This window comes from Luteibacter yeojuensis, assembly GCF_000964085.1.
GTDB classification, from domain to species: Bacteria; Pseudomonadota; Gammaproteobacteria; order Xanthomonadales; family Rhodanobacteraceae; genus Luteibacter; species Luteibacter yeojuensis_A.
The window spans coordinates 100,982-124,723 of record NZ_JZRB01000023.1 but is presented as its reverse complement, the minus strand read 5'-3'; the positions used below and the strand labels follow the sequence as shown (position 1 = coordinate 124,723).

Annotated in this window: 19 protein-coding genes; 1 reads left to right on the top strand and 18 read right to left on the bottom strand. The window is 66.9% G+C overall.

The window, feature by feature from the left end; all coding sequences use genetic code 11:
• The 14 genes from VI08_RS21345 to VI08_RS11795 all read right to left on the bottom strand — a co-directional run.
• Positions 1-207, bottom strand: a 207-nt coding sequence (locus tag VI08_RS21345; protein WP_198148930.1) for an RHS repeat-associated core domain-containing protein, incomplete at its 3' end; no start/stop codon positions are given.
• Positions 204-4,202: an RHS repeat domain-containing protein gene (locus VI08_RS11855; protein WP_045829794.1), complete on the bottom strand. Its 3,999-nt coding sequence runs from the start codon at positions 4,200-4,202 to the stop codon at positions 204-206. The genes VI08_RS21345 and VI08_RS11855, both read right to left, overlap by 4 nt.
• 24 nt (positions 4,203-4,226) lie before the next feature.
• On the bottom strand, positions 4,227-6,365 hold the full coding sequence (locus tag VI08_RS11850) for a hypothetical protein (protein WP_045829793.1): 2,139 nt from the start codon (positions 6,363-6,365) through the stop codon (positions 4,227-4,229).
• Positions 6,366-6,517: 152 nt separating this feature from the next.
• The gene (recO, locus tag VI08_RS11845; RefSeq protein ID WP_045829792.1) at positions 6,518-7,210 is read right to left on the bottom strand and encodes a DNA repair protein RecO; all 693 of its coding nucleotides are present in this window, start codon (positions 7,208-7,210) and stop codon (positions 6,518-6,520) included.
• Between the two features lie 21 nt (positions 7,211-7,231).
• Positions 7,232-8,167 (bottom strand): GTPase Era, encoded by a 936-nt coding sequence (era, locus tag VI08_RS11840; RefSeq protein ID WP_045829791.1) that lies wholly within the window; start codon positions 8,165-8,167, stop codon positions 7,232-7,234.
• Entirely contained in the window at positions 8,164-8,817 is a 654-nt protein-coding gene (gene rnc, locus VI08_RS11835; protein WP_045829790.1) for a ribonuclease III, read from the bottom strand. Before rnc ends, era begins: the two co-directional genes overlap by 4 nt.
• 9 nt (positions 8,818-8,826) lie before the next feature.
• Entirely contained in the window at positions 8,827-9,207 is a 381-nt protein-coding gene (locus VI08_RS11830) for a DUF4845 domain-containing protein (protein WP_045829789.1), read from the bottom strand.
• 86 nt (positions 9,208-9,293) lie between these two features.
• Positions 9,294-10,205 (bottom strand): signal peptidase I, encoded by a 912-nt coding sequence (gene lepB, locus VI08_RS11825; protein WP_045829788.1) that lies wholly within the window; start codon positions 10,203-10,205, stop codon positions 9,294-9,296.
• A gap of 100 nt (positions 10,206-10,305) precedes the next feature.
• The gene (gene lepA, locus VI08_RS11820) at positions 10,306-12,096 is read right to left on the bottom strand and encodes a translation elongation factor 4 (RefSeq protein ID WP_045829787.1); all 1,791 of its coding nucleotides are present in this window, start codon (positions 12,094-12,096) and stop codon (positions 10,306-10,308) included.
• Positions 12,097-12,223: 127 nt separating this feature from the next.
• Complete coding sequence (locus tag VI08_RS11815; RefSeq protein ID WP_045829786.1) at positions 12,224-13,654, bottom strand: Do family serine endopeptidase; 1,431 nt, start codon at positions 13,652-13,654, stop codon at positions 12,224-12,226.
• Between the two features lie 116 nt (positions 13,655-13,770).
• A complete protein-coding gene (locus VI08_RS11810) occupies positions 13,771-14,442 on the bottom strand; it encodes a sigma-E factor negative regulatory protein (protein ID WP_045829785.1) in 672 nt (223 codons plus the stop codon).
• Positions 14,439-15,035, bottom strand: coding sequence for an RNA polymerase sigma factor RpoE (gene rpoE, locus VI08_RS11805; protein ID WP_045829784.1), 597 nt, complete (start codon positions 15,033-15,035; stop codon positions 14,439-14,441). Before rpoE ends, VI08_RS11810 begins: the two co-directional genes overlap by 4 nt.
• Before the next feature lie 130 nt (positions 15,036-15,165).
• Entirely contained in the window at positions 15,166-17,703 is a 2,538-nt protein-coding gene (locus VI08_RS11800) for a putative bifunctional diguanylate cyclase/phosphodiesterase (RefSeq protein ID WP_232309536.1), read from the bottom strand.
• Between the two features lie 2 nt (positions 17,704-17,705).
• Positions 17,706-18,188 carry a hypothetical protein gene (locus tag VI08_RS11795; protein WP_045829783.1) on the bottom strand — a complete coding sequence of 161 codons (483 nt, stop codon included), beginning with the start codon at positions 18,186-18,188 and terminating at the stop codon, positions 17,706-17,708.
• 111 nt (positions 18,189-18,299) lie between these two features.
• On the opposite strand from VI08_RS11795, the gene VI08_RS11790 reads away from it, so the two are divergent.
• Positions 18,300-20,360, top strand: a complete 2,061-nt coding sequence (locus VI08_RS11790; RefSeq protein ID WP_045829806.1) for a 3-hydroxyacyl-CoA dehydrogenase NAD-binding domain-containing protein — start codon at positions 18,300-18,302, stop codon at positions 20,358-20,360.
• Positions 20,361-20,378: 18 nt separating this feature from the next.
• Here VI08_RS11790 and VI08_RS11785 read toward each other — a convergent pair whose 3' ends face one another.
• The 4 genes from VI08_RS11785 to VI08_RS11770 all read right to left on the bottom strand — a co-directional run bounded on the left by VI08_RS11785 (position 20,379) and on the right by VI08_RS11770 (position 23,593).
• Positions 20,379-21,029: a DUF2058 family protein gene (locus VI08_RS11785; RefSeq protein WP_045829782.1), complete on the bottom strand. Its 651-nt coding sequence runs from the start codon at positions 21,027-21,029 to the stop codon at positions 20,379-20,381.
• A gap of 24 nt (positions 21,030-21,053) precedes the next feature.
• Positions 21,054-21,269 carry a SlyX family protein gene (locus VI08_RS11780; RefSeq protein WP_045829781.1) on the bottom strand — a complete coding sequence of 72 codons (216 nt, stop codon included), beginning with the start codon at positions 21,267-21,269 and terminating at the stop codon, positions 21,054-21,056.
• Positions 21,262-22,611, bottom strand: coding sequence for a UDP-glucose dehydrogenase family protein (locus VI08_RS11775; protein ID WP_045829780.1), 1,350 nt, complete (start codon positions 22,609-22,611; stop codon positions 21,262-21,264). The genes VI08_RS11780 and VI08_RS11775 overlap by 8 nt, the downstream gene beginning before the upstream one ends.
• A 181-nt stretch (positions 22,612-22,792) precedes the next feature.
• The gene (locus VI08_RS11770) at positions 22,793-23,593 is read right to left on the bottom strand and encodes an FKBP-type peptidyl-prolyl cis-trans isomerase (protein ID WP_045829779.1); all 801 of its coding nucleotides are present in this window, start codon (positions 23,591-23,593) and stop codon (positions 22,793-22,795) included.
• Positions 23,594-23,742 lie beyond the last annotated feature (149 nt).

Genomic DNA, 23,742 nt, shown 5'->3' with positions numbered 1-23,742 from the left:
GTCGACGCGGTTGATCGGGTCGCCACCGCAATATGCGTACCTATTCAAACCGCCTGCGCCAAAGGGGCTCACGTGGTCAGGTTCGCAGAATCTTCGGACGACGGAGCCATACAGCCGGTTTCTGAGAAGATAGATGGCTGATTCGCCGTCGCACACTTCGCCGGCGTAGGCGAGCCTTGGTCTCTCGTGGTCGGCATGTGCGTTCATGCGCGTGCCACTTTGTCGGATATATCCCTAAGCACACCGAACGCGTCGTAGGTCCTGGTCCCGGTCGCGCCATCGTGTGTGACGATCACCGAGCCTTGCGGATCCGTCCCCAGCAACCACGTGGTTCGCACCGCCTGGGCCAGCCGTGTCTCGGCGATGGCCTTGCCACCCACGCGGATGAACCGGCGTGCCTCTCCATCGCGCGAGTACTCGTAGACCAATGCGCCTTCCTCGTAGAAGCGCCATGTGCGCATCGCGTCGTGGTCGACGATCCAGGGGCGCCCGCCTGGCCCGTGCTGGTAGCGGCTTTCCTTGCCATCGGGGAGGGTCATGCTGGCGAGGCGCCCTGCGCCATCCCACGCCAGCCGCATGCCGCGCCCGTCGTCGACGAGGTTGCCGTCGGCGTCGTAGCTCAGCGTCCAGCTTGTTTCCCCAGGCTTGCCTGCCGTACTGCGGCGCACGCGGATGGCGCGGTCCCTGTCGACGGTGTCGTAGTCATACGCCAGCTCGTCGACGGTGCCATCGCTGCGCGTCGTGGCAACGGTAAGCAGGTTATCAATGGCATCGTGGAGGAAGGCCTGGCGTACGAAGGGCTTGCCTTCGTCGTCGGCGGGCAGCTCGCTATCGGTGCTGGCGTCGATGGTGTGGAGCACAAGGCGCCCCCGCAGGTCGTAATCGAACGACTCGTCGCGGCACAGGGCACCGTCGTTGCCGTACCACTTCTTCGCGGTCACCTTGTTGTCGGCGCGGTAGACGAGGGCGAGGCGGCGTACGGGAACGTCGTTTAGCAACCACGACACCTCATCCACGCGGCCGAACGTGTCGAGATGGGCGCGCTGGGCCAGCGTGTCCCCATCCGGGCCCTGCGTCGCACGCACCACGGCCCGCGAAAGCGCGTCGTAGCCCAGCGTGGTCTGGAGGTCGCCATCCACCGCAACAGATAGGCGCCCCAGCGCGTCATAGCGGTATTCCCCGGATACACCATCCTGCCCCACCTTGCCGAGCACGATACCCGCGGGCGACACATCCGTGACGCAGTCGTGGGTCGCCCCTTCGACCGGCTGCACCTTCTGCTTCGTCAGCCGCCCGCGGCGATCGGGCGTGATGTGGATGGTGCCGGCTTCCGCGCCGAGCTGCGTGGGCAACCCGCTGCGCCGGTCGTACTCGGCCTGCGCGATGCGTGGGCCGAGCTCGCCCACCGTCGTGGAAAGAAGGCTCTCGCCCAAGCGCCGGTCGTACGCCATGCGCAGCTCAACACCCGACGGCCGCCGTGTCGACACTGGGGCCAGCTGCCCTTCGACGTAGGTTTGGCGTGTCTCCAGGCTGCCCGCCTTCTCGCGGGTGATCCGGGCCAGCCCATCGAACTCCCGTACCCCAAGGAAGAACTCGCCCTCATCCTCTGGGCCCACCACCGCCAACGACAGCGAGCGGGGTACGTCCGGCGCATCGACGTACGTGCGGCGTACCCGGCTGCCGTCGGGCAACGTGGTCTCCACCTCGCGGTCGTCGCTATCCCATGCGCGGCGCGTTTGGCGCTGCTGGTCGCCCCAGGTGGCGGTTTCTTCGACCACCCGGCCAAGCCCATCGTAGGCCCAGCGTTCTTCAAGCTCGCCCGTGGTGCGGCGGACGACGCGCCCCGCCGGGTCGGTCTCGGTTATGGCACCGTTCTGCACCTCGTCGCCCCCTTCGCGCCAGGTGGTTTCGCGTAACCAGACGTCGTCGGCGCTCGTGCCACGGACGAGGCGCACGTCGCTCACCGTGGCGCTGCCATCGGGATGCAGGATGCGCGCCTCCCGCCCCCAGTCGTCGTAGTCGTAGCGCGTGGTCAGTTCGAGCAGCTCGCCCCCCTGCAGCTCGTCGCGAGCGGTGGCCGACACCCGTTGCCCCAGGGCGTCGTACGTGTAACGCACCATCTCGAACCATGCGCCCTCGCCCAGCGCTTCCGCGCCGGTGATTTCCAGGCCCCGCTCGTCGAGCCAGCTGCGCCGCCGCACATCCAGCACGTCGCAGGCTTCGACCCACCGTGCCACGTTCGAGAGCTGGTAAGCCCACGTACGGGTCGCCTCGTAGTCGGTGACGCCAGGCGACGCTGTCTCGCTCACCATCCGGCCCAGGCTGTCATAGCCGTACACCGTTTTCGTGAACATGTTTTCCGTCGCCAGGACCAGGCCGTTCACCAGCGCGAGGGTTTCGCTGGATACCGCTTCCAGCCCATCGTAAGTGCGTAGCGTGCGCCGCGTCGTCCAGCCCTCGGTGCCCAGCAGATAGTCCACCAGGGTCTCGGAGGTGCCCCAGCGCTCGTGCAGGGTTTCGCGGGCGAGGCAGCCGTGGGCGAGGCTGCGATCGGTGACGTAGGCGCGCTCCAGCAGCGATTGCCGCCGTTCGCCTTGTTCGTCGGCTACCCAGGCTTCCTCCGCCACGCATTGCACATACGAACGGGCACCGTCACGCGTCGGCACGAGACCATAGCGGTAACGCGTGGTGCGAAGAGGGCCGCCGCCACGCCCGGGCTGCACGATGTGTGATTTGAGGCGGCGGATAATGCCCCACGGATCGGGCGGACACAGCCATTCACCCTTCTCATCCTGCAGGCCTTCCGCGGGGTAGTGGTCGAACGCCTCCACCACCTCGGTGGTGCTGTCGAACGTCCACATGACGTTGCCCTGGTCGTCGTAATCCGTCTGCGTGTTCGTCTCGAGCACGGTGCCGGGGTCGTCGGCATGCCACTGCCGGGTCGTCCGCTGGTGCACCAGCTGGAAGTCCGCGGGCTGGTCGGCGAACGGCTTGCCTGGCAGGTCGCCATAGCGCAGGGTGACTTCGCTGGTGACCTTCCCCCGGGTGGTGGTTTCCTTCGTCAACAGGTGGAACTGGTTGAAATCGCGCCGGACGACGATGGCTGGCTTGCCGTCGTTATACCGGGTCTCCTCGCCCCAGTAGGTAAACGAGCCCTGCCCGATGAGGTGGATGAGCTGGTCGCGCGCCGCGGCCCAGTTCGCCACCACGTCGAAGCCCGTGAAGTTGGTGCGTGAGAACCGGTAGTGCGTTTCCCCCAGCACCACGTCGGGCGCCGCCAAGCTTGCGATGCGGTGCTCGGTCACCACCGGCATGTGCGTGAGGGGCGCGCCCGCCGGCATGGCCAGGCCGGCATCGTCGTAGGCCACCGTTTCCACCAGGCCGGTCGGGCTCACCAGGCGGCGGATGAGGAACACGGGAATCGGCGCATTGGCCTGGCGGTAGTCGAAGGTCCACGCCGCCTCGTCCGCGGCCGCCACCCTCTCGGCATTGGCGGCCGCCAGGGTGGGCAGTTCGATTCGGACAAGCCGGTTGCCCTCGCGGTGGAAGCGAAGCACCACGGGCTCGCCCTGCCCCATGTGCAGGGCAACTTCCGTTTCGTTGGCACCGTTGTAGGTGATCCCCAGCAGCAACACGCCATTGTCGTCCTTGACGCTACCCAGGCCATACCCGCCGCGCGGCAACGGCACCCACTCGAGCGTGAGGCTATCACCAGCGGGATTGACCAGCCGATGCGGGCGCAGCACGTTGCCACGGTTGCCCGGCAGCGCCAGTTCCTCGATATGGCCCGAGATGTGCGCCAGCGTGGCCGTGACCACATTCGGCCCGGGTGTGAGCGTGAAGGTAGCGAGCTTGCGATCTTCGAAGCCGACGACCTGGCCCGGCGTGAGCGGGCGCGCCTTGAACGATTCACCGCTATCGAGCGTCACCATGCGGCTGGTGCGGTCAACCGTCGTGGTGCGCAACAGCCAGCCCAGCCCGAACCCTTCGTCCACGCCAGCCAGCGCGTCGTACCCCAGGTGGAACGTGAAGGACGGCCCGCGCAGGGTGTTCCCTTCACCGCACTGCAGGTCGACGCTGGCGATGTATGCCCCCGTGCGTGGATCGACACGGCCGGCGACGCTGCTGAAGAAATTCAGCGCCGTCGAATGTGTTTCCCCGGCTTCTGCCGCGGGCAGCGATGTTTCCTGATCCGACGACATCCTTCGCCCTCCCTGGGCTATCGCTTAGACGAATTCGATTTCGTCGCGCGTTCCGTTGACGAATTGCACGGTGAGTTCGTGTTCCGAGCCGTAGCTGTCGAGCAGGGTCACCGCCATGCGGTCGCGTGGGAGTTTCTCGTTGCCCGCCATCGGGATGCCGGTGCGCCCGCAAAGGACGATGACGCCACTATAGGGCTCGGCGCGATCGAGGGTCGCAGGGAACTCCATGAGCAAGGCGATATCGCGCTGGCAGTGAATATCCTTTGAGCCGGGCTCGGCGAAGCCCATCGCGCACGGGTTCGTATCGCCGGGCATGAGTGTCTCCCAATGCATGGCACCGGCTGGCGTACACGACATGCGCCGTACGGCAGGGCCAACTCCCGTGCGCGGCGCGAGCGACACGGCCCCGGCTTTGTTGAAGACAGCGTCCTGAACGTCGCCCAATGCCAGCGGAAGATTGCGCCACGACACGTGTACATCCGACCCAACGTAGTGCGCGGGCTCTTCCTGGGTGATGTCGATTCCCGTGCGCACGTCATAGCTGACGTCGTAGTGCTCCGTACCATCCGTGGCCGTCAGGTAACCCGTGCTCTCGTAGATCTTCCCATCGCGCGCCTTGATGCTGAATGCCACGCGAAGCGACGTACCCCTGGCGGCACTATCGACGGATACAAAGAAATACCTCGTATTGGAATCCGCCTGCGGCGCCATGCTGAGCGAGCCGGGATAGTACTCATAGCCGTTGTGCTCGTGCTGGGCCGCCCAACCCACTTCGCCGCCGGTCCATGCACTTTCCGTAAAGGGAATGGCTTTGCGGGAATCGTGATCGAGAAGGCGCACGGATGCCCACTCTTCTTCCGTCAGCAAGGTGTCGGCACCATTCAGGCGAGGCTCGAGGGTGATGCCAATCCGCGCCTGCTGCCGCCCGTTGGCGTACAAGCGCGTTTGCTGGGGGTGGATGGCAAGGCTATCGATGGAGAAATCGTCGCTTTCGATAGCCGCTGGAAAGGTGTACTTGTCGATGGAGACCCACTCACGTTCGTGGCCTTCCGAGAAGTACAATCGAATGGCGTGACGGTTGCCGAACTCATCCAATAGCGTGAGATAGAGCGAAGTTTGTGGGGGAACCCAATCGCCGTGGGCGTCGCAAACATGAAACTCATATTTATTTCGCACCATGCCAATCGTGACGACCGTGGCGTCCGGTGCCTTGGGCAACGCGAATTGATCGAGATAGCTTGAAACCTTGCCCATCTTTGCGTCTAAAAAGTAAAGCCAAGCGATCTTCTTATCGTCATACCGATAACGCGACTCGCCAGGCTGGATTATGTAGGTAATCGCCCATTTGTCTCGGCAATTCGAATATTCGCCCCGGAAATCATTCCACAAGCTAAAATCCGTCGTAATCATAGCGAGGGCGTATTTCCAATGGAAAGGAGTGCCGTACAGTGTTAGCGAAATATAATGTTCGTATGAAATGGTTTGACTCGAATCCTCCCACTTGATTTGCGTGGCATCAAGAACGTGGCGCTCGCCGGGCCGCTTTCGTCCATAGGCTTCAATATCCGGCTGGACAAAGCGTGTTCCGACAACGTTTACTGACGAATTGAATTTGCCGTTGCGGTCGCCGTACCCGCTTCCCTCGGGAGCGCCTTCGGTCTCCCAATTCGTCGCAGCCACGACGACGCCGGCTGAATTGAAAAAAGCCACGGAGATCCGCAAGGCGTCCGCCACGATGGTGGAAACCCAAAAATCAATGGTTTGCGTACCCGATTCTCGCACCTCGGTGTCTTCGTGTTCCGGGCCAGCGGATTCGGCAGGTGACGACGATGCAAAACGCTGCACCAAGCCTTCGTTCCAGGTAAAGGTCCCGGGACTGCGGCTGATAATCCACGCGGCATGCGCTCCTCCCAGCCCCACGCCGAGCGGTTCCCCGCCAGCATGTGCAATGAGTTTGAATCCCGCATCGATCTCTGCCTGGGTTAGCTTGCGGGGCACGCCGCCCTCCATGGCCGCGAACTCGATCGTGACCTTGCACCTCTGCGCGCCGTTACTGAATATATGGAAGCTAGGGCGGACCGCAGCACTCCCATCCCTGAATATCTTGAGGAAGCTGAAGCTCAGGGTTGCCGCCGGTGTCACGCCCGTCTCTGATCGTTCCATGTCCGCTCTCCACATCCATGCGGCGTTTCACCATACGCCGCTTGTGCTGGCGTGCGCGCGCATCAGCGAACTATCGACGCGTACAAAAGGCATGACGCATGCAAGACGATGAATGGACTGGGATTCACACCCTCGGCCTATCGGAATGCATGTCAGCGCAACACCCGCCACGCCTTCAGCTCACCCCCACCCAGGTGGAAGGTAATGACCTTGCGCATCATGCGCCGCAGCGCGGCCAGCCCGGCCGTGTCAGGCGGTGTATCGGCGGCCAGTGCGATCAGGTCCGCGCCGCGTAGCGCGTGCGCGTCGCCGCGCCGCCCCGGCGATGCGCCCGATTCCGGGTCGTAGACGTACGTGGCCGTGGGGTCGAGCGGCTCGCCGTCGAGCGCGTCGACGTCCAGCTGCAAGGCGTACCCCAGCGCATCGAGCATGTCGCGCTCGAACCGGCGCAGGGTCCAGCCCAGCGGCTCGCCCGCGGCCATGCGCCCGAGCGTGCGCTCGTAGTGGTCGAAGAGCTCCGGGTTAGGATCCTGCCTGCCAGTGAGGCGCACCACCAGCTCGTTGAGGTAGAGGCCGGCCAGGCCGGCGTCACCGATGAGGCGCCGTGACGGCCCGGCGGGCTCCGCCGCGCGCATCGTGGCCAGTTCGCCCTTCAGCAACAGATCAAGGGCGATGCGCTGGAACGGTTCCAGCTGCGCCCGTTGCGAGCGCGCCCGTTCATTGCGGACCCCGCGCGCGACGACGCCGATGCGGCCAAGGTCGCGGGTGAGGCACTCCACCAGCAGGGAGGTCTCGCGGTAGGGCCGCGCATGCAGGACGAAGGCGGGTTGCTGTTCGACGCGCATGCGCTTGGCGCCCTGGCGGGCTTATTCGTAGCCGAAGCGCTTGAGGAGGTTCTCGTCGTCGGCCCAGCCCTCGCGGACCTTCACCCACAGCTTGAGGAACACCTTGCGCTCGAACATGGTCTCCATCGCGCGGCGTGCCGAGGTGCCGATGGCCTTGAGCTGCGCGCCGCCCGCGCCGATGACGATGGCCTTCTGGCCATCGCGCTCCACCCAGATCACGGCGTGCACTTCGGCGACGCCATCGGGGCGGTCCTGGAAGCCTTCGATCTCCACCGTGGTGGCATAGGGCAGCTCCTGGTCGAGGCGCAGCATGAGCTGCTCGCGCACCATCTCGCCGGCGAGGAAGCGCTCGCTGCGGTCGGTGATCTCGTCCTCGCCGTAAATGGCCGGCTGCTCGGGCAGGCGCTTCAGGATGCCCTTCTCCAGGCCATCGAGGCCCTTCGACTTGAGCGCGCTGACGTAGTACACGTCGTCGAACGGGTGCTTTTCCATCAGGCCGGCGACGAAGGGCAGCATGGCCCCCTTGTCTTTCTGCAGGTCGACCTTGTTGATGGCCAGCAGCCGGGGCAGGCCCTTCTGCTCCGCCACGGCCTGGTACATGGCCGAATCCTCGTCGGTCCACTTGCCGGCCTCGATGACCTGCACGGCCAGGTCCACTTCCATGACCGCGGCGCGCGCGGCGCGGTTGAGGCTGCGGTTCATGGCGCGCTTGCCGCCACGGTGCAGGCCCGGGGTATCCACGTAGAGGATCTGGCCGTTGGGCTTGGTGGAGATGCCCAGGATGCGGTGGCGCGTGGTCTGCGGGCGGTGGCTGACGATGGAGAGCCGCACGCCGATCAGCGCGTTGAGCAAGGTGGACTTGCCCACGTTGGGGCGCCCCAGCAGGGCCACGTAGCCACAGCGGAAGTCGTCGTCGACGAGGGTATCGTTATCTTCGAAATCGGTATCGTTATTCATGCTTTGGGTTCCAGCAGCCGGCGCAGCACCGCCTCGGCGGCGTCCTGCTCGGCGGCACGCCGGCTGCCCCCGCGCCCTTCGGTGCGGATGGCTTCCGGCTCTTCAATAGTGCAGCTCACGTCGAAGACCTTGGCATGGTCCTCGCCCTGGCTGTCGATCAGGTCGTACGTGGGCAGCGGCAAGCCCCTGCCCTGCAACCACTCCTGCAGGCGCGTCTTGGCGTCCTTGCTGGAGCGCTTGAGTTCTCCCACGCGTGGCGTGAAAAGCCTGCGCACGACCTGGCGGCAGGCGTCGTAGCCGTCGTCGAGGTAAACCGCGGCCACCATGGCCTCGAAGGCATCGGCCAGGATCGAATCGCGGCGGAAACCACCGCTTTTCAGCTCGCCGGGGCCCAGCTTGAGGCGATCGCCCAGCTCCAGTTCGCGTGCGATGACGGCCAGGGCCTGGCCGTTCACCAGCTGCGAGCGCAGGCGGGAAAGCTCGCCCTCGCTGGCGTTGGGGTGCACCTCGAACAGCAGCTCGGCCACCATGACGCCGAGCAGGGCGTCGCCGAGGAATTCCAGCCGTTCGTTGTTCGGCTTCCCGGCACTGCGATGGGTCAGGGCCAGGCTGGCAAAGCCAGGGTCACGAAAACGGTGCGGGAATTCCACGAAACCTCATTACCCAGCGACGGCGCTGCGGAGCGGCACCGACTTCTCGAAATGGAGCAGGAAGTCGATGTTGTAGATGAACGGGATGCGCTTGTCGTAGCTGACGTTGAGCATGGCCTGGTTGCCCGAGCGCGTAAGGGTGACGTCCTTCGGCTTGATGGTGGAACTGTCGACGTACTGGAAATCCATCTTGAAGGCGAGCTGGCGGCGTGCCGTCTCGACGTCTTCGATGCCGCCCTCGCTGGCCATCTGGTTCATGGCCTTCACCACGCCGCCGTATTCCGTGTAGGCAGGGAACAGCTTCATGGCCATGAAGGCGAAGAAGCCCACCACCACCAGGACGATGATGAAACCGATGAGCGTGATGCCCGCTTGCTTGTTGGAACCCATGGTGCTTCCCCCGCCGCGGTGCGCGGCTCCCCTGTGTGGTCGTGATGCGGAGATTACCGCGTCCGGGCCGGGGCGCAACCCGCCGCTCAATGGATGACCTTGCCCATGCGGCTGAAATCGAAGATACCCGTGACGCCGTTATCAAAACCGCGCCATGCCAGCCAGACGAAGAACGCCTTGCCGACGAGGTTTTCCTCCGGCATGCAGCCCCACCAGCGGCTGTCGGTGCTGTTCATGCGGTTATCGCCCATGACGATATAGCAGCCCTTGGGCACCTCGGAGGGCACCACGGCGTTGGGGATGTCCATGGGCATGTTGTAGGCCGGGGTGAGCGCGATGGTGTGGTTAACGCTGCCCAGGTGCTCGGTGTAGAGCTTCGAGCCGTAGTTCATCAGCAGGCTGTCCTCGGGCTGCTTGGGGTCGCCCTTGTAGGGGCCCAGCTCGTCCATGGCCACCCGCTCGCCGTTGATGAAGAGATCGCTGCCGCGGGTTTCGATGCGGTCGCCTGGCACGCCGATGACGCGCTTGATCCAGTTTTCGCTGGGCACGGGCATGGTCGGGTCCTGGCAGGTCATGTCGCCGCTGCGCACGACATGGCCGTTGCCATCCGGGCAGCGGTAGCCCGGGAAGCGGAACACCACCACATCGCCCCGGCGCGGCTCGCCGTTGGCCACCAGCTTGTTGTTGAAGGCCGGCATGCGCAGGCCGTACGAGAACTTGTTGACCAGGATGAAATCGCCCACGTCGAGGGTGGGCATCATGGAGCCGGAGGGGATGCGGAACGGCTCGGCCACGAACGAGCGCAGGATGAGCACCACCAGGATGACCGGGAACAGCGAACGGGCCCAGTCGACCGGCCACGGCTCGGCGATCTCGGTGCCGGCCGCCTCGGCGCGCGCGCGGCGGGGCTTGGCCAGGAACAGGATGTCGATGAGCCAGACGACACCAAAAAGAACCGTCACCCCAAGCAGGAATGCCGAAAAATCGAAAGCCGCCATGCCATCTCCGTCAGTCGTGTGAAGGACCGGTTGGGTCCATTCCGGCTCATCCGGCGCCGGGTTTCCATGGGTTAAACGTCATGCCGCCCGGGGGCGGCCCTTACTTGTCGACCTTGAGCACGGCAAGGAAGGCTTCCTGAGGGATCTCCACGGAACCCACCTGCTTCATGCGCTTCTTGCCTTCTTTTTGCTTCTCGAGCAGCTTCTTCTTGCGCGACACGTCGCCGCCATAGCACTTGGCCAGCACGTTCTTGCGCAGCGCCTTGACCGTGCTGCGGGCGATGACCGCGGCGCCGATGGCGGCCTGGATGGCCACGTCGAACTGCTGGCGCGGGATCAGGTCCTTCATGCGCTCGACCAGTTCGCGGCCACGGCGATCGGCGTGCGAGCGGTGCACGATAAGGCTGAGCGCGTCCACGCGGTCGCCATTGATGAGGATATCGACGCGCACGAACGGGCCCGCGTCGAAGCGGTCGAGGGCGTAATCCATGGAGGCGTAGCCGCGCGACACCGACTTCAGGCGGTCGAAGAAGTCGAGCACCACCTCGGCCAGCGGCAGCTCGTAGGTGACCTGCACCTGGGTGGCCAGGTACTGGATGGAGCGCTGCACGCCACGCTTTTCTTCGCACAGCTTGATGACGTTGCCCACGTACTCGCCCGGCGTGAGGATGTGGGCGACGATGATGGGCTCGCGGATCTCGGCGATCTGCTGCGGCGGGGGCAGCTTGGCCGGGTTATCCATGTTGATGACCGTGCCATCGGTCTTCGCCACCTCGTACACCACCGTGGGCGCCGTGGTGATGAGGTCGAGGTCGTACTCGCGCTCGAGGCGCTCCTGCACGATCTCCATGTGCAGCATGCCAAGGAAGCCACAGCGGAAGCCAAAACCCATGGCCTCGGAGCTTTCCGGTTCGAAGAACATGGCGGCGTCGTTGAGGCGCAGCTTGTCGAGCGCCTCGCGCAGGGCCGGGTAATCGTCGGCCGAGACCGGGAACAGGCCCGCGAACACGCGCGGCTGCATGGTCTGGAAGCCCGGCAGCGGTTCCTCCGCCGGCTTGCCGGCCAGCGTGAGCGTATCGCCCACGGGCGCGCCGTGCACATCCTTGATGGATGCGTTGATCCAGCCCACCTCGCCGGCGGAAAGCTTCTCGAGCTTCTTGCGCTTGGGGGTGAACACGCCCACGTCGTCGACCAGGTGGGTGCGGCCGGTGGACATGACGAGGATCTTGTCGCCCGGCTTGATCTCGCCCTGCATGACGCGCACCAGCGACACCACGCCCAGGTAGTTGTCGAACCACGAGTCGATGATGAGCGCCTGGAGCTTTTCCGTATCGCGCGGCTTCGGCGGCGGGATGCGGTGGATGATGGCCTCGAGCACCTCGACCACGTTCAGGCCGGTCTTGGCGCTGACGGGGATGGCGTCGGAGGCATCCAGGCCGATGACCGCCTCGATCTCGGCCTTGGCCTTGTCGATGTCCGCCGTGGGCAGGTCGATCTTGTTGAGGACCGGGATGACCTCCAGGCCCTGCTCGATGGCGGTGTAGCAGTTGGCGACGGACTGGGCCTCGACGCCCTGCGCCGCGTCGACCACCAGCAGCGCGCCCTCGCACGCGGAGAGCGAGCGGCTCACCTCGTAGCTGAAGTCGACGTGGCCCGGGGTATCGATGAAGTTGAGCTGGTAGGTCTTGCCGTCGCGCGCCTTGTACGGCAGCGACACGGACTGCGCCTTGATGGTGATGCCGCGTTCGCGCTCAATCGGGTTGTTGTCGAGCACCTGCGCTTCCATTTCGCGCTCGGAGAGCCCACCGCACAGCTGGATGATGCGGTCGGCCAGGGTCGACTTGCCGTGGTCGATGTGGGCAATGATGGAGAAGTTGCGGATGAGTTCCATGGAGCGCCGTGGTCACGTTCACCATCGCTCGCGGCGCGAACGACGCGCACCGGCCACCTTGGCCCGTGCGAATCCCGCATTATCGCATGGAAAGGCCGGCCACCGCCCGGGGTGGCCGGCGCCACGGTCATTTGTCGCTGGGCACCGTGATACCCACGAAGCGGGTGGCGTCGTCGCGACGGACGAGGAGCATGGCGGTGTCGCCCTCCTTCACGCCCTTGACGGCGTCGCGGAAGGCCGCGGCGCTGCCCACGCGCTTCTGGTTCACCATGAGGATGACATCGCCAGCCTGCAGGCCCGCGCCCTGGGCCGCGCGGCCGGTGATGCGGCTGACGACGACGCCCTCGCCCGCCTTCAGGCCGAGTTCGGCGCGGCTCTGCGCATCGATATCCTCCACCGCCAGGCCAAGCGCCGCGGCGGAGCCGCCCGCCTGTGCACCACCCGCCGCCTGCGCCAGCGCGTTCTTGTCACGGGGCAGCTCGCCCACCTTCACGTCGACCACCTGCTTCTTGCCATCGCGGAGGATCTCCACCTTCGCCATGGAGCCCGGCTTGGTGATACCCACCAGCGGCGGCAGGTCGACCGACTGGGTGATGGGCTGCCCGTTGAAGCCGAGGATCACGTCGCCCTGCTTCAGGCCGGCCTTGTCGGCACCGCTGCCCGGAGTGACCTGGGCCACGAGGGCCCCATTGGCGTCCGGCAGGTTGAGGTTTTTCACAAACTGATCGACGGGCTGCACCGTGACACCGAGCATGCCGCGCGAGACATAGCCCTTTTCCTTGATCTGCTGGACGACGTTCATCGCCACGTCGATCGGGATGGAGAACGACAGGCCCTGGTAACCGCCGCTGGTGGAGTAGATCTGCGAGTTCACGCCGATGACCTGGCCTTGCAGGTTGAACAGCGGGCCGCCGGAGTTGCCGCGATTGATGGGCACATCGGTCTGGATGAACGAGGTATACGGCTGGTCGCCACTGCCGAGGTTTCGGCCGACGGCACTGATGATGCCGTGGGTCACCGTGGCGTCGAGGCCGAACGGCGAGCCGATGGCCAGCGCCCACTGGCCGCGCTTGACGGTTCGCGAATCGCCGATGGCCACGGTGGGCAGCGCCGACGCATCGACCTTCAGCAGCGCGATGTCGTACTGCGGATCCTTGCCCACCACCTTGGCGGTAAGCGTGCGGCGATCCTGCAGGCGGATCTTGACCTCGTCGGCACCGTCGACGACATGGTCGTTGGTGAGGACGTAGCCATCTGGCGAGATGATGAAGCCCGAACCGAGCGAGGTCTGCTCACGCGGCTGCATGGGCATGCCAGGCATGCCGAAGAAGCGCCGCAACAGTTCGTCCTGGTCATCCTGCCCGCCCGGGGCGTCCTGCGCCCCGCGGCCCGGCCCTTTGCGGGCCGCCTGGCCGGATGATTTCGCCTCGACATGAACTACCGCCGGGGCATTTTTCTCGACGATGCTGGTGAAATCGGGGAGGGATTGTGCTTGCGCGCCGACGCTCGCGACCACGAGCGCGCCACCGACCAGCGCGCGCAAATGCCAGGGTGCCATGGGTGTTGCCTCCTTTTTTTCTGGGCATGGCTGCCCGTGCGGCGGGGAGCCGCACGGGATGGGACAAAGTGGGAACGCGGCGCGCCGGGGACGACGGCGCGCCGCCGCGGCAGCGCTTAGTGCGCGGCCGGCTCGGCCACGGGCTGCGCGTAGCGCGAGCCGTCGGGGCGGGTGAGCAGCAGGTAGTAACCGCGGTTGCTGGCGTCCTGGGCCTCGGCGGCACGGGCGCGCTGGATCTGGTATGGCGTGGAGCGCGGCAGGTAGGCCGTGGCGGCATCGTTGCCGGAACTATCGAACGCCGCCTTCTGCGTGAACTGCGAGGCGACGTTGCCGCTGAGCCATTGCGGCGCCACCGGCGCGCTGGCCGGCTCCGGCGCCACCTCGGCCACGGCGGCACCACCGGCCGGGATGGCGTGGCTGGCGGCGATATCGGGCCGTGCGGCATGGTTGCCGGCCGGCTGGGTCACCATGAGGGCGGCGACGGCCACGCTGGCGGCGATGGCGCCACCGGCCGACCACTGCAGCCAGCGGCGGCGCGGCGCGGCGGCAGGCACGACAGCCTGCGTGGCGGCTTCGGCGTCGATGGCCGCCATGACGCGGTCGGCGAACCCGGCGGATGCCGGTGGAAGCACGTCGCCACGGATGCCGTCACCGGCGAGGTGGTAGCGCGACCATGCGCCCGCCATGGCCTTGTCGGCTTCCAGGCGGCGCAACAGGAAACGGATTTCTTCCCGTGACAGCTCTCCATCCATGCCGGCGGAGAGAATTTCCCGATTGGCTTCGCTCATGGGGTCTGGTCCTCGCGGTCGGACAACAACGGCCGCAATTTTTCATCGATGGCCTCGCGGGCCCTGAAGATACGCGAACGGACTGTCCCGATGGGGCAATCCATGGTGGCGGCGATTTCCTCGTAACTTTTGCCATCCACCTCGCGCAGGGTGATCGCGACCCGAAGTTCTTCGGGCAAGGCTTGGACAGTAGAAAACACCGTTTGTTCCACCTGCTCGCGCATGAGTTCGCGCTCGGGGGTGGCGCTTTCGTGCATGCGGGTGGCGCCGGGCACGTAGACGGCATCCTCCGCGTCGATATCGCCCGTGGGCGGGCGCCGCCCCATGGCGACGAGATGGTTCTTGGCGGTGTTCACGGCGATCTTGTAAAGCCATGTATAGAAAGCACTTTCGCCGCGGAATGAGCCCAGCGCGCGCCACGCGCGCACGAAGGCCTCCTGGGCGATGTCCTCGCACTCGGTCCAGTCGTGCACATAGCGAGAGATGAGTGCCACCACCTTGTGCTGGTACTTGCGGACAAGCAAGTCGAAGGCGCGCCGGTCACCCTGCTGTACACGCTCTACAAGTGCTTGATCCAGTTCGTTTTCGCCCATCCGGGCCGTTCTCCTCAACAACAATCGGTCCAGTCGCGGCGCAGGTGAGACCTGCCGGGCCCGCGCAAGTTCAATACGGGCGGCCCCTCAGGAAAAGTATGCGGGTGCGCGGGGAAAGCTCAACCCGGCCTTATGCCATGGCCATGGCACGGCCTTCGGCCACCAGGCGCTCCCGCTCACCCAGCAGCTTATCGAACCCGGCGGTGGGCAGGGGCCGGCAGAACAGGTAGCCCTGCAGCTCGTCGCAACCGTTGGCGCGCAGGAACTGCAGGTGCTGCTCGATTTCCACGCCTTCGGCCACCACGCCCCGCTTCAGGCGGTGGGCCATCTCGATGGTGGCGCGGACAATGGCCTCGTCATCCGGGTCGACGCCGATATTGCGCACGAAGCTCTGGTCGATCTTGATGCGGTCGGCCGGCAGGCGGCGCAGGTAATCGAGCGACGCGGCGCCCGTGCCGAAATCGTCGATGGCGATGCGGCAGCCCAGCGCGTGCAGGGCGTCGAGCGTCTCCACCAGGTGCGGCACGGTCTTGACGCTGATGCTCTCGGTGACTTCGAGCTCCAGCTGCGCCGGCTCGAGGCCCGTCTCCTTGAGCGCGCTGGCCACCACGCCGGCCAGGTTGGGCTGCATCAGCTGCACGGCCGAGAGGTTCACGCCCAGGCGCAAGCCCAGGCCGTAGGTGTCCTCCCAGGCCTTGGCCTGTGCACACGCGGTGCGCAGCACCCATTCGCCGATGGGCACGATGAGGCCGCTGGCCTCCGCCAGCGGGATGAAGAAACCCGGGCTGATCATGCCCAGTTGCGGGTGTTCCCAACGCACCAGCGCCTCCATGCCCACGATGTCTTCGCTCGCGGCGTCGACCTGGGGCTGGTAGAACACGCGCAGCTCGCCATTGCGCTCGGCATGGCGCAGGTGCGCCTTCAGCTCGCCCTGCTGCTGCTGGGCCGTGTCCACGTTGGCCGCGTACACCTGGTAATTGTTGCGGCCCAGGCTCTTGGCGCCGTACATGGCCTCGTCGGCGTGGCGCAAAAGCAGCTCGCCTTCCACCGCGTCGTCGGGGAAGTAGGCGATGCCCATCGAGATGGTGGCCTGCAACGCGCTGCCGTCGTCGAGGTGCAGTGGCGCCTCCATGGCCTGGACGATTTTCTCGGCGATGCGCAGCACGTCTTCGCGCTTGATGATGTGGCGCAACACCACGGTGAATTCATCGCCGGCATAACGGGCCACCGTGTCGGAGGCGCGCACGCTGGCGCGCAGGCGCCGCGCCACCGCGGTGAGCACCTGGTCGCCGACGGCATGGCCGAGCGTGTCGTTGATGCCCTTGAAGCGGTCGAGGTCGACGAGCAGCACCGCGAACAGCTCGCCCGTGCGCTCGGCCTCGCGGATGGTGGTGTCCAGGCGGTCGTGGAACAGCAGCCGGTTGGGCAGGCCCGTGAGGGTATCGACGAGCCCGCGCTCGCGGCCCTGGTCGCGCGCGCGGCGCAGCTCCAGCGCCGCGCTGAAGCGGGCGGCGGCGGCCCGCAGCGCCAGCTCGAACACCCGCCCATCGCTGGCGGGGCGCCGCCGGCCGGCGAGCAACACGCCCAGGGGGCTGCGCCGCTCGTCCAGCAGCGGTAGCACGACGAAGGCCCGCAGCCCCAGCGCCTCGACCAGCGGGTCGGCGGCCACTTCGCCACGGCCATCGCCCAGGTGCACCAGCGCCTCGCCGGCGAGGCACAGTTTCACCACCGGGAGGTCGCTGGCGTCGGCCCATTCCACCCTGCCCGGCCCATTCCATATGCGTGCGACCACCTGCGGGCCGCCGTCGGCCTCCGGCAACGCGGACCACACGCCCACCGCATCGAGGTCGAGGGCATCGGCCAGCATGGCCGCGGCCTCGCCGAGGCCTTCGTCATCGCTGGGGCACGCGTCGAGGACGGAGAGCAGCGACAAGGCTCGCGCGGCCGTATCCCCCGAGCGCAGGTCGCGGAAGGCGACGGCCACGCGATGGCCGGCCACTTCGTCGACCAGGTGGCGGACATCGACCTCGCCCGGGATCTCCCCACCGTCGGCGCGCCGCATCATGCACGCGAGGCCATCGCCATCGGGCACCGGCCATGCGGCCCCATCGGCCATGCTGAACACATCACGCAGCAGCCGGCCGTGCAGTGGCGCGTCATCCGCGCACAGGCGTTGCATCGCGCCACCGGCCTCGACGATGCAGCCGTCCACGGCCGTGGCGATGACCCAGGCCGCCCCGGCATCGAACGCGAAACGGAAATCGGGGGCCGGCACGCTGGCACGCGGCGTGGTGTCGACGGCGACCGCCATCCGCACCCGCTGGGCCAGTTCCGCGGCGATGGCGCTTTCGCGCAACCACGGCGCACCATCGTCGGGCGCCACCGCGAGCGGGCCGTCAGGCACGAGGTACATGACCGGGATGTCGCGGTAGGCCGCGAAGCTGCGCAGGATACGCAGGCCAAGGCGCACGTCGTCGCTACCGTCGCCACCCACCACGGCCAGTTGCAGTGGCGGCGCGTCGGCCAGCAGGGTTTCGAGCTGCAGCGCATCGCGGGCGCTGAGCAGCACGAAGCCGCCATCGGCGTCGAGGGCATCGAAAACCGCGCGGCGGGTATCGCGGCGCGGGGTGAAGATCAGGACGCCGCTGGCGTCGGGCACCGACATCATGCTCAGACCACCCAGCGCCCGTCGCGCAGGCGGGGCGCCACCGAGCGCGCGGCGCGGTCGGCATCGACGCGGGCGATGTCGTCATCGAACGTGGCAAGCAGGCTGGCGCTGGCCCCCATGAGCACCACGCGGCGCACATGCCCCGTCTGCGCCCGTGCAAGTTGCCGTAAAAGCGCACCATCGGTGGCACTGGGCACGCCCGGCGGCATGTCGAGCAGGTACACGCCGAAGTGCAGGCTCTGCAGGATGTAGCGAAGGGCATCGCCCAGGCGGGCACAGCCGGGCACGCGCATCTGGGCGTCGCGCAGGCTGGTAAGGCCCTCGCCACCGCGCCACAGGTACACGGCCTGGCCGGTGCGCCGCGCGACGAGGCGGAACTGCTCCATGAGCATGCCCGGCTCGTCCGCCTTCAATGCCACCAGCGGCCCGGCGGCCGAGAGGATGCGGTCGAAGACATCCGTTCCTGCAAGGGGATCCACTGGCATGGGCGATCTTTGGCTTAACTGGCACGCAGTATCACCATACGGCGGGGTATCTCGCAATCGGTCCGGCGGGAAGGTATGGTGATGCGCTCATTCGCCAACCGCACGACCGCCATGTTCGAAGGACTCCGTTTCAAGCACTGGAAGACCAGCGAAGGTGACGACGGCATCGTCGTCCTCACCCTCGACCGCGACGGCACCAGCGCCAATGCGCTGGGCCGCGAGGTGCTGGATGAACTGGGCACCCTGGTGGAGCGCCTCGCCATCGAGGGCCCCAAGGGGGTCGTCATCGCCTCCGCCAAGCCATCGGGGTTCGCCGTGGGCGCGGATATCCGCGAGTTCGTCGAGTACGCGCATACCGGCACGGTCCTCGAGAACATCGAGAACGGCCAGCGCGTGTTCGAGAGCCTGGCCCGCCTGCCCTTCCCCACGGTGGCCGCCATCCACGGCGCCTGCATGGGCGGTGGCACCGAGCTGGCGCTGGCCTGCCGGTACCGCATCGCGGCCGACGATGACGCCACGAAGATCGGCCTGCCCGAGGTCATGCTCGGCATCCACCCGGGCTGGGGCGGCAGTGCCCGCCTGCCACGCCTCATCGGCGCACCCGACGCGCTGCCCGCCATGCTCACGGGCAAGCCGTTCAACGCACGCCGCGCCAAGGCGGTCGGCGTGGTCGACCGCCTGGCCCGCCCGGATGAACTCCTCGCCGAGGCACGCCACCTCGCCAAGCGCCCGCCGGCACGCCCGTTCGCGCAGCGGGCCAAGGCCTGGGCTACCAACACCCTGCCCGCCCGCCTCATCCTCGCGCCCATGGTGCGCAAGCAGACGGCAGCGAAAGTACGCAAGGAACACTACCCGGCACCCTTCGCGCTGATCGACGTGTGGGCCAACGGTGGCGGCAACATCCAGCAGCGCCTGAAGCTCGAAGCCAAATCCGTGGCGAAGCTCGCCACCACGCCCACGGCGCGCAACCTCATCCGCATCTTCTTCCTGCAGGAACGGCTGAAGGGCCTGGGCGGCGGCGTCGACCATGGCATCAAGCACGTCCACGTCGTGGGCGCCGGCACCATGGGCGGCGATATCGCCGCGTGGTCGGCGCTGAAAGGCTTCGAGGTCACGCTGCAGGACCGCGAACTACGCTTCGTCGAGCCAGCCATCCAGCGCGCACGCACGCTGTTCGAGAAAAAGCTGAAGGCACCGGCCAAGGTCGACGCCGCCAGGGCGCGCCTGCGGGCCGACGTGGAAGGCAAGGGCGTGGCAGAGGCGGATCTCGCCATCGAGGCGATCTACGAGAACCCCGAGGCCAAGCACGCGCTGTACGCCGCCATCGAGCCGCAGTTCCAGTCCGACGAGATCCTGGCCAGCAATACCTCGTCGATCCCGCTCGACGAGCTGCGCCAGGGCCTGGCCGCGCCGCAGCGGTTCCTCGGCCTGCACTTCTTCAACCCCGTGGCACAGATGCCACTGGTGGAGGTGGTGCGCCACGACCAGCTCGATACCGCCATCGAGAAGCGCGCCCTCGCCTTCTGCAAGGCCATCGGCAAGCTGCCGGTGCCGGTCAAGGGCACGCCGGGTTTCCTCGTCAACCGCATCCTCATGCCGTACCTCATGGAGGCCATGCGCCTCTACAACGAAGGCGTGCCGGGCCCCGTGCTCGACAGGGAAGCAAAGAAGTTCGGCATGCCCATGGGCCCGATCGAGCTGGCCGATACGGTCGGCCTCGACGTGTGCGCCTCGGTCGGCAGGGAGCTGGCGCCCTTCCTTGGCCTGGAAGTGCCGCAGGGCCTGGAAGAGAAACTCGCCGCCAACAAGCGCGGCAAGAAGGATGGCGAGGGCCTGTACGTGTGGAAGGAAGGCAAGCCGGACAAGCCGGATGTCGACCCCGACTACGTGCCGCCTGCCGATCTCCAGGACCGCATGGTGCTGCCCATGGTCAACGAGGCCATCGCGTGCCTGGCCGAGGGCGTGGTCGACGACGCCGACCTGCTCGATGCCGGTGTCATCTTCGGCACCGGGTTCGCCCCGTTCCGCGGCGGCCCCATCCAGTACGTGCGCACCGAGGGCGTGGCCGCGGTGCGCGAGCGCCTGGCGAAGCTGGAGCAGAAGCACGGCGCACGCTTCGCGAAGAAGGAAGGCTGGGACAACCCCGCGCTGGCCCAGCCGCCGGAAGCCTGACCGCGCCGGTGGCGCGGCTTACCAGACCAGGTCGTCGGGCACCCCGTCGTCCTGGTCGGCCGGCGCGTCCGGGTCCACCATCAGCGCGATGTACTCCGGGGCCAGGCCGCGCAGGCCTTCGATGGTGGCGCTATCCACCACCAGGTAGCGGCCGCCTTGCTGCACCACGCCCAGTTGTCCGGCATTGATGGCGGCCAGCTGCGCGGCATCCACGTGCACGCGGCGGATCTTCTCGCCATACGGGAAATGGCGGACGAGGTCGGCTTCGGCGAGGTTCAGCGCCTTGCCCTTCAGCAGCTCTTCCACCATGCGCTTCTTCTCTTTGCGCAGGCGGGCCTGTTCAGCGGCCTCCGCCTCCGCCTTGCGGCGTTCAGCGGCGTCGGTTTGCGCGCGCATGGCATAGGCCTTGGCGAGGTCGATCTCGCCATCCTTGCGCGGTGCGCGCTGCGGGTTGCCCTTGCCACCCTGCGGGCGATTGCCACCCTGCCCCTTGCCACCTTGCGGGCGGTTGCCACCCTGCCCGGGCTTGCCGCCGCCCTGGCCAGGCCGGTTGCCACCCTGGGGGCGGTTGCCGCCCTGGCGCGCAGGGGGTGCGTTCTTGCGGGCTTCGTCGCGGATCTCCTTGACGAGGCCGCTCTTCAACAACTGGTCACGCAGGGACTCTGCCATGGTCGGTAAGGCTCTTCGGCAATATCAGTAGTGCGGCGGCGGGGGTTCGGCGGCGGCATCGCCCCCGCCCAGGCCCGCGCGCATGGTGGCGAGGTCGGAACGCATTTCGCGTACCGCCCGTTCGAGCATGTCGAGGCGCCGGGCGATCTCCGCGTCCGCCGACGACAGGCCGTTGACCGTGTCGTCGATGAAGGCGAGGCGCACCTCGAGTTCCATGAGGCGGTCGTCGGCATCACCCATGGCGGTGCCCCGCGAGGCTGCGGCCGCGGCCGATGCCGTAATAGGCGATGCCCGCCTCCTCGACCACGGCCGGGTCGTAGAGGTTGCGGCCGTCGATGATGGCGGGGGTGCCAAGCATGGCCTTCACGCGGGCGAAATCCGGGCTGCGGAACGCCTTCCACTCGGTGACGATCACCAGAGCGTCCGCCCCCTCCAGCGCTTCGTACGGCCGCGCCACCAGGACAAGGTCGTCGCGCTCGCCGTAGAGGCGGCGGGTTTCTTCGGCGGCCTCGGGATCGAACGCGCGCACGCGGGCGCCCGCCTGCCACAGCTGTTCGATCAGCCGACGGCTGGAGGCTTCGCGCATGTCATCGGTGTTCGGCTTGAACGCAAGGCCCCACACGGCGATGGTGCGGCCCTTGAGCTTGCCGTCGAAATGCTTTGACAGCAGCGCGAACAGGCGCGACTTCTGCGCGTCGTTCACCGCCTCGACCGCATTCAGCAGCTTCGCGTCGTAGCCCACGGACGCGGCGGTGCGCGCCAGCGCCTGCACATCCTTCGGGAAGCACGAACCACCGTAGCCGGCACCGGGGTAGATGAAGTGGTAGCCGATGCGCGGATCCGAACCGATGCCCTGGCGGACCAGCTCCACGTCGGCACCCACCTGCTCCGCGATATTGGCGATCTCGTTCATGAAACTGATCTTCGTCGCCAGCATGGCGTTGGCCGCGTACTTCGTGAGTTCCGCGGAGCGCTCGTCCATCACCACGATGCGGTCGTGGTTGCGGTTGAATGGCGCATACAGTTTGCGCAGCACGCCAATGGCACGCTGGCTCGACGCCCCCACGATGATGCGGTCGGGGCGCATGCAGTCTTCGACCGCATCGCCCTCCTTGAGGAATTCAGGATTCGACACGACGTCGAACGGCACGTCGACGCCACGCGCCTGTAGCCGCTCGGCGATGGCGGCGCGGACGCGATCGGCCGTGCCGACGGGCACGGTCGACTTGTTCACGACGACGGTGTAGCGGTCGATGTGCTCACCAATGCTGCGCGCCACCGCGAGGACGTATGTCAGGTCGGCGCTGCCGTCTTCGTCGGGGGGCGTGCCGACGGCGATGAACACCACGTCGCCATGCGCGATGGCCGGCGCGGCGTCGGTGGTGAAATCAAGGCGGCCCTCGGCATGGTTGCGCAGCACCATGGGCTCGAGGCCGGGCTCGTAGATGGGGATGTGGCCCTGCTTCAGGCGCCCGACCTTACCGGCGTCCACGTCGACGCACACGACATGGTTGCCCATCTCGGCAAGGCAGGTGCCCGTGACGAGACCGACGTAGCCCGTGCCGAAGATCGTGGTTTTCATGCAGGTCCTGTGGGGCGCGGTTGGGGTCGCCGCAGCCGGTGATTGTAAGCCAAAAAAAGCGAGGGGCGCCGGTGGGCGCCCCTCGCTCTTGTTGCCGTGGTGCTAGATGTAGGCCACCAGCGTTGCGGCTTTGCCGCTTCGTTGGCTTTTCGCGCGCGAGCGCGCTCCCACATGGTTTTTCTTACTTGCCACCCTGCGGGGCGGCGCCGGCGCCCGGGGCACCCTGGCCGGCCGGGGTCGGGCCCGTCTTGATCAGCTCGACGTCGAAGATGATCGTGGCGTTCGGCGGGAAGCCGTTCTCGGGCTTGGCACCGTAGGCGATGTTCGACGGGATGAACAGCTTGTACTTGCCGCCCGTCTGCATCAGCTGCAGGCCTTCGCGGAAGCCCGGGATCACCGCGGCGAGCGGGATCTGGGCCGCGCCGCCACCCGGGTGGTCGGCCGAGGCGTCGAACTTCTCGCCGTTCACGAACGTACCGGTGTAGTTGATGGTGACGGTATCGTTCGGGCCCGGACGCTGGCCGGTACCGGCCTGGACGACCTGGTACTGCAGGCCCGAGGCCGTGGTCTTGACGCCGGCGGCGGACTTGTTCTTGGCCAGGAAGTCAGCGCCTTCCTTCTGGTTCTCGGTCGCCACCTTGTTGTACTCGGCTTCGGCCTTGACCTTCAGCTGGGCGACGAAGGCTTCGCGCGTGGCCTTGGCATCCGCTTCGGACATGGTCGGCTTCTGGCCGGACAGGGCGGCCTGGAGAGCCTTCGCGACGGTGGCCGGGTCGACTTCGCGCGCGACGAGCGGCGGAAGCGAGCTGGCGAGGTCCCAACCCACGACATAGCTGGCCTTCTGCTTATCGACCGGCGCCGAGGCGGCAGCGGCCGCCGGCTTGGCGGCGGGCTTGGCAGCCTGGGCGGATGCGCCCGCGGCCGCACCCAGCGAAACCGCCAGGGCGACGGCCATCATCGTGGGACGCAAAAAGTGCTTCATTCGTTACTCCCTCTCTCTTGAGAAATTCGGCGAGGCCGCCGTGGCACCTCCATGCGGAGGCGAAACGCCATTGTGCTGTGGTTAGCGCCCGGCTTGCAATGACGGGGGCAGAGACAAGGTTTCATACGAAAAGTTCATGGACCTTTCGC

Bases quoted from the DNA above. Each gene is read 5' to 3' on its own strand.
- VI08_RS11850 (WP_045829793.1), bottom strand. From the start codon at position 6,365: ATGGAACGATCAGAGACGGGCGTGACACCGGCGGCAACCCTGAGCTTC.
- recO (WP_045829792.1), bottom strand. From the start codon at position 7,210: ATGCGCGTCGAACAGCAACCCGCCTTCGTCCTGCATGCGCGGCCCTAC.
- VI08_RS11855 (WP_045829794.1), bottom strand. From the start codon at position 4,202: ATGTCGTCGGATCAGGAAACATCGCTGCCCGCGGCAGAAGCCGGGGAA.
- VI08_RS11830 (WP_045829789.1), bottom strand. From the start codon at position 9,207: ATGGGTTCCAACAAGCAAGCGGGCATCACGCTCATCGGTTTCATCATC.
- lepB (WP_045829788.1), bottom strand. From the start codon at position 10,205: ATGGCGGCTTTCGATTTTTCGGCATTCCTGCTTGGGGTGACGGTTCTT.
- VI08_RS11770 (WP_045829779.1), bottom strand. From the start codon at position 23,593: ATGAAGCACTTTTTGCGTCCCACGATGATGGCCGTCGCCCTGGCGGTT.
- VI08_RS11800 (WP_232309536.1), bottom strand. From the start codon at position 17,703: ATGATGTCGGTGCCCGACGCCAGCGGCGTCCTGATCTTCACCCCGCGC.
- era (WP_045829791.1), bottom strand. From the start codon at position 8,167: ATGAATAACGATACCGATTTCGAAGATAACGATACCCTCGTCGACGAC.
- VI08_RS11790 (WP_045829806.1), top strand. From the start codon at position 18,300: ATGTTCGAAGGACTCCGTTTCAAGCACTGGAAGACCAGCGAAGGTGAC.
- VI08_RS11785 (WP_045829782.1), bottom strand. From the start codon at position 21,029: ATGGCAGAGTCCCTGCGTGACCAGTTGTTGAAGAGCGGCCTCGTCAAG.
- VI08_RS11775 (WP_045829780.1), bottom strand. From the start codon at position 22,611: ATGAAAACCACGATCTTCGGCACGGGCTACGTCGGTCTCGTCACGGGC.
- VI08_RS11815 (WP_045829786.1), bottom strand. From the start codon at position 13,654: ATGGCACCCTGGCATTTGCGCGCGCTGGTCGGTGGCGCGCTCGTGGTC.
- VI08_RS11780 (WP_045829781.1), bottom strand. From the start codon at position 21,269: ATGGGTGATGCCGACGACCGCCTCATGGAACTCGAGGTGCGCCTCGCC.
- VI08_RS11795 (WP_045829783.1), bottom strand. From the start codon at position 18,188: ATGCCAGTGGATCCCCTTGCAGGAACGGATGTCTTCGACCGCATCCTC.
- rpoE (WP_045829784.1), bottom strand. From the start codon at position 15,035: ATGGGCGAAAACGAACTGGATCAAGCACTTGTAGAGCGTGTACAGCAG.
- lepA (WP_045829787.1), bottom strand. From the start codon at position 12,096: ATGGAACTCATCCGCAACTTCTCCATCATTGCCCACATCGACCACGGC.
- VI08_RS11810 (WP_045829785.1), bottom strand. From the start codon at position 14,442: ATGAGCGAAGCCAATCGGGAAATTCTCTCCGCCGGCATGGATGGAGAG.